7 protein-coding genes are annotated in these 4,826 nt (G+C 68.6%); 6 read left to right on the forward strand and 1 reads right to left on the reverse strand.

What is annotated here, in order from left to right:
• The 6 genes from FJY73_13965 to thpR all read left to right on the forward strand — a co-directional run.
• Positions 1 to 823: hypothetical protein (locus FJY73_13965; GenBank protein MBM3321765.1), on the forward strand; the 823-nt coding region annotated here is incomplete at its 5' end.
• A gap of 15 nt (positions 824 to 838) precedes the next feature.
• Entirely contained in the window at positions 839 to 1,159 is a 321-nt protein-coding gene (locus FJY73_13970; GenBank protein ID MBM3321766.1) for a YbaB/EbfC family nucleoid-associated protein, read from the forward strand.
• Positions 1,160 to 1,175: 16 nt separating this feature from the next.
• Entirely contained in the window at positions 1,176 to 1,775 is a 600-nt protein-coding gene (gene recR / locus FJY73_13975) for a recombination protein RecR (GenBank protein ID MBM3321767.1), read from the forward strand.
• Positions 1,776 to 1,825: 50 nt separating this feature from the next.
• On the forward strand, positions 1,826 to 2,314 hold the full coding sequence (locus FJY73_13980; protein ID MBM3321768.1) for a phosphatidylglycerophosphatase A: 489 nt from the start codon (positions 1,826 to 1,828) through the stop codon (positions 2,312 to 2,314).
• The gene (locus FJY73_13985) at positions 2,311 to 3,579 is read left to right on the forward strand and encodes a competence/damage-inducible protein A (GenBank protein MBM3321769.1); all 1,269 of its coding nucleotides are present in this window, start codon (positions 2,311 to 2,313) and stop codon (positions 3,577 to 3,579) included. Before FJY73_13980 ends, FJY73_13985 begins: the two co-directional genes overlap by 4 nt.
• Positions 3,576 to 4,148, forward strand: a complete 573-nt coding sequence (gene thpR, locus FJY73_13990) for an RNA 2',3'-cyclic phosphodiesterase (GenBank protein MBM3321770.1) — start codon at positions 3,576 to 3,578, stop codon at positions 4,146 to 4,148. The genes FJY73_13985 and thpR overlap by 4 nt, the downstream gene beginning before the upstream one ends.
• Positions 4,149 to 4,293: 145 nt before the next feature.
• Here the strand turns inward: thpR and FJY73_13995 are convergent, their stop codons facing one another.
• Complete coding sequence (locus FJY73_13995; GenBank protein MBM3321771.1) at positions 4,294 to 4,788, reverse strand: hypothetical protein; 495 nt, start codon at positions 4,786 to 4,788, stop codon at positions 4,294 to 4,296.
• Positions 4,789 to 4,826 lie beyond the last annotated feature (38 nt).

Below are 4,826 nucleotides of genomic sequence, written 5' to 3' on the forward strand. Positions count from 1 at the left end.
GGATCCTTCCGATTTCCTCATCGCCCTCGAGGAGCACTTTCGGAACCTCCTCGTCGCGCGCGTGAGCAAGAACCCGGGCGCCCTGATCGACGCCGCCGAGGAGACGATCGCGCGCTACCGAGAGGATGCGGCCGCCTTCCACCCGGACGATCTCATTCGCATGCTCACCCTTCTCGGAGAGGGAGGGCGGGAGATTCGCTTCTCGCAGAAACCGCGCCTCGTCCTCGAGATGCTCCTTCTTCGTCTCGTTCGCATGGACTCGACCGTCACTCTCGCCGAGATCTTGAGCCGTCTCGAGGGGGAGGGCGCGCCGCCGCCGCTGCGCGCCGCCGCTCCCGTCCCCTCGAAACCGGCCGCGGCCCCGTCCGAGGCGGACGGGAAGCCGGCGCGCAAGGGCGTGAAAGCGCGGCACGAGGCGGCGGAAAAGGAGCCCTCGCATCCCGCCCCCTCCGGCGCGGCGGATGAAGCGGGAAACCCGAGCCTCTTCACGGCGCGTTGGAGCGAGTTCCTCGATCGGCTTCGCGGGGAGAACGCGGCGCTCGCCTCGCTTCTTCGAGGGTCGCGCGCCGGCGCGGCGGAATCGGGGGTCGTCGAGATCGCCTTTCCGCGAGGGGCGTCGTTCCAGATGGAGCAGGTTCTCGAAGAGAAGAACCGCGAGGCGGTCGAGCGCGCGATCGAGGGTTTCTTCCAGGGCCATCGAAAGGTCCGCGGCGTCCTCGGCACCCACACGGGCGAATCGGAGAGGGAGAGGCGCGCGGGACTTCGGGACGATCCGCGCATCGGACGGATTCTCGACATGCTGGACGGCGAGATCGTCGGATAACGAAGGAGCGAACCTTTGGATCTAAACTTTTTAATGAAGCAGGCCCGCGAAATGCAGGCCAAGATGGAAGAGGCGCAGGCGAGGCTCGCCGAAACGACCGTCGAGGCGGCCGCGGGGGGCGGCAAGGTGACCGCGGTCGTCTCGGGTAAGCAGGAGCTCGTCGAGATCCGGATCGATCCGGAGGTCGTGGATCCCGCCGATGTCGAGATGCTTCAGGATCTCGTTCTCGCAGCCGTGAACGAAGGGCTCCGGCGGTCGCAAGAGGCGGCCCGCGAGGAGATCGCCAAAGCGACCGGAGGGCTCGGCGGTCTCGGCGGTTTCCCGAAGCTCTTCTGACCCGCGAGGACGCGCGATGTTTCAATCCCCGACCCTTGAAGGGCTCGTCGACGAGCTGAAGAAGCTCCCCGGCATCGGCCGGAAGTCGGCGGCGCGGATCGCCTTCCATCTTCTCCGCGCGCCGCGCGAGGAGGCCGAGGCGCTCGCGAGGCGGATTCTCGACCTCAAGATGCGCGTGCGGACCTGCTCGCTGTGCGGCAACTACACCGAGGAAGAGACGTGCGGGATCTGCCGCGATCCCAGGCGGGACGGAACGCTCCTCTGCGTCGTCGAACAGCCGAGCGATGTGGCGCTCCTCGAGAGCACCGGGTCGTACCGCGGCATCTATCACGTGCTCCACGGCGTGCTCTCTCCGCTCGAGGGGATGCGCCCGGAAGGGCTTCGCATCCGCGAGCTGGTCGAGCGGGCCTCGTCGGGGGCGGTGAAGGAGATCATCCTCGCGACGAACCCGACCGTCGAGGGGGACGCGACGGCGTTCTACATCCAGAACGCGGTCCGGGATCTTCCGGTGCTCGTCACGCGCATCGCGCGGGGCGTGCCGGTCGGCGGGGAGATCGAGTTCGCCGATCAGGTGACGCTCGCCCGCGCCCTCGAGGGGCGCCGGGCGCTGGAGTAGGGACGGCGCGGGGCGCGCGCCGGAGTGGATCGCTCGTTGAAAGATGATCGATGAATCGTGATGACCTCAAGAGCCTCTCCTTCTGGATCTACTCAGCCGGAGGAGCGGGGCTCGCGCCGATCGCGCCCGGCACCGCCGGATCCGCGCTCGCCGCGGTCCTCCTCCTCCTCCCCGGCCGCCTCGGTGGCCTTCCGGCGTGGGCGCATCCCGGATGGGGAGCGCTCGTCCTTCTCGTCTTCTTCGCAGGCGTCCGGTCGTGCCGCGCGGCGGAAGCGGCGCACGGGAGAGATCCCGGCGTCGTCGTGATCGACGAGGTCCTCGGGATGCTCGTCGCGCTCTACCTCATCCCGAACTCCTTCGCCGCGGTCGCCGCCGCGTTCTTCTTCTTTCGGTTCTTCGACATCGTGAAGCCCTTCCCCGCGAGGCTCGCGGAGAGGGCGCGCGGGGGCTGGGGGGTGATGCTCGACGACGCGGTCGCGGGCATCTACGCGAACCTCGCGGTGCGCGCGCTCTTCCTTCTGGGGGGGAAGCTCGCATGAGCGACGTCCCTCTTCGCACCGCGGAGATCGTCACGATCGGCGACGAGCTTCTCCTCGGCGTGATCGGCGACACGAACGCGCAGTATCTCTCCGCCGCCGTCGCCGCGTTCGGCGTGCGGGTCGTCCGGCACACGACCGTCGGCGACGATCTCCGCGAGATCCGCGAGGCGCTGCGGGACGCGGTCGGGCGTTCGCCCCTCGTGATCGTGACCGGCGGTCTCGGCGTCACGCCGGACGATTGCACGCGGCCGGCCCTCGCCGAGCTCGCCGGCGCGCGTCTCGTCCCGGACCCCGAGCTTCTCCAGGAGATGGAGGTCCTCTATCGGGATCGGAAGATCCGCATGCCGTCGGTGAACATCGCGCAGGCGGCTCTCCCCGAGGGGGCGCGCAAGATCCCGAACCGGGTCGGCCTCGCTCCGGGGATTCATCTTCGCGTGCGGAAGGCGGAGGTGTTCGCCTTTCCGGGAGTCCCCGCCGAGATGCGCCATCTCACCGAGACGGGGCTCCTTCCGTACCTCCGCGAGCGGAACGGCGAGGCGGCGGTGCCGCAGCGGGTTCTCCGCACCTGGGGGATCGGGGAAAACGCGCTCGCCGAGCATCTCGCCGATTACCTTTCGTCGGAGAGGCCGGTGTCGGTCGCGTTTCTTCCGGAACGGAGAGGGGTGACGCTTCGTTTTCGTCTCAAGGAAGGGGACCACGAGAACCCGCAGCGCGTTCTCGACGAGAACGTGGACGAGGCGGCGAACCTCCTCGGGAACTTGATCTACTCGACCCGCGAGGAGGAGCTCGAGGAGGTCGTCGGCTACTTGCTCATGCTCCATCGCCGGACGGTCGCGGTCGCGGAGTCGTGCACCGGCGGGCGCGTGGCGGATCTTCTCACGACCGTTCCGGGGAGCAGCGCCTTCTTCCGCGAGGGTTTCGTTCCTTATCAGGCGTCGCGGAAGATCGAGACGCTCGGCGTGCCCGAGGATCTGATCCGCCGCGCGGGGACAGTCTCGGCGGAGGTCGCCGCGGAGCTCGCGCGGCGCGCCCGCGCCCGCGCCGGGACCGATATCGGGATCGGCGTCACGGGGGTCGCCGGTCCGGAATCGGTCGAGGGGAAGCCGGTCGGTCTCGTCTACGCGGCGCTCGACGCGGACGACGGAACGATCGCGCGCGAATGGCGCATCCCGGGGAGCCGCGATCGGGTGAAGGACCGCGCGGCTCTCCACGCGATCAACCTTGTCCGCCTCTATCTCCTCGGCGGGCCGGGGGAAGCCCGGTGAACGGCGCGCGGGGCGAGGAGAGAATCCGCGCGTTCCTCGCCCTTCCCCTCTCCGAGGAGCAGCGCGCCGAGTTGGACCGCAAGGTCGCCCCGCTTCGCGTCCTCGGCGAGCCGGTCCGATGGGTCCCCGCGGAGAACCTCCACGTCACGCTCCGCTTCTTCGGCGATATCGGAAACGAGGGGCGCGCGCGGATCGAGAAGCGGGTCCGGCAGGCGGCCTCGGGCACGGCGCCTTTCCTCTTTCGTCTCGGAGCCGCGGGCGCCTTCCCGAACCTACGCGGGGCACGCGTTCTCTGGGTTGGCGTCTCGGAGGGGGAGGAGGCGCTCGTCTCCCTCGCCGCGCGCGTCGAGGACTCGATCGAAGGGCTCGGCTTTCCGCGCGAGAAACGTTTTCACGCGCACATCACCGTCGGGAGAACGAAGGGCGCCCTCTCGCCGCGGTTCCGCGACCGCTTCGCCGCGCTCCCGATCGAGCCGATCGAGGCGCGCGCGGGCTCGTTTCTCCTCATGAAGAGCACGCTCGATCCTCGCGGGGCGCGCTACGAAGTCCTTCATACTTTTGAATTTTAAAGATCGAACGATCTGCATCCGCGACAGGAAACGCGCGCGTGGTCTCGGGATGCGAAGCTCCGCGCCGAGGTCGGGATCGTACGTTCAGCAGCGCGAACCGAACGACGTTGCGCATGGCAAGAGGGTTGTCTTCGGTTGGAACGCTCTACGGTTCTTGCTTCTCGTGGTCCGGAATCATCTCCCGGATCTTGGCGATGCGCGACTTGGCGTCCCGGCCGAAGGGATCTCCCTGCGAGAGGATGTGGCGGGCGAAGACGAACTCGGCGAGACGCGCGAACTCGAGGGTGAGGGTCGAATCGAAGACGTCTTCCGCGAGGAGCCGGTTCTGCTCGTTCGCGAGGGGAATGAGACCCTGATCGATCGTTCGGTTCGCGTTGAAGACGCCCTCCGCCCGCTCGAGAAGGATCCGCTCGACGAGAAGCTCGTACTTCGCGAGAAGCCTCTCGGCGGGGGTGCCGGTCCGAATCGCCTCCTCGCGGTCCGGGTCGATCGCGGGGGGAGAAGCCGTCCGCTCCGGTTCGGCGGGCGGCGCGGGAGAGGGAGCCTCGGGAGCGGCGCGCGGCGCTTCCTCGGCCGATTCCTTCTCGCCTCGACACGAAACGAGCGCGAGGAGAAGAATCGCGAACGGGATTCGGCGCATGATGAACCCTCCGACCGTTTCGACGACTCGCGGCGCGC

The sequence above is a fragment of the Candidatus Eisenbacteria bacterium genome, assembly GCA_016867715.1.
Lineage (GTDB): Bacteria > Orphanbacterota > Orphanbacteria > Orphanbacterales > Orphanbacteraceae > VGIW01.

What these genes read in the sequence shown, in the direction of transcription:
- recR (MBM3321767.1), top strand. Translation starts at nt 1,176, where the DNA reads ATGTTTCAATCCCCGACCCTTGAAGGGCTCGTCGACGAGCTGAAGAAG.
- FJY73_13980 (MBM3321768.1), top strand. Translation starts at nt 1,826, where the DNA reads ATGAATCGTGATGACCTCAAGAGCCTCTCCTTCTGGATCTACTCAGCC.
- FJY73_13985 (MBM3321769.1), top strand. Translation starts at nt 2,311, where the DNA reads ATGAGCGACGTCCCTCTTCGCACCGCGGAGATCGTCACGATCGGCGAC.
- FJY73_13995 (MBM3321771.1), bottom strand. Translation starts at nt 4,788, where the DNA reads ATGCGCCGAATCCCGTTCGCGATTCTTCTCCTCGCGCTCGTTTCGTGT.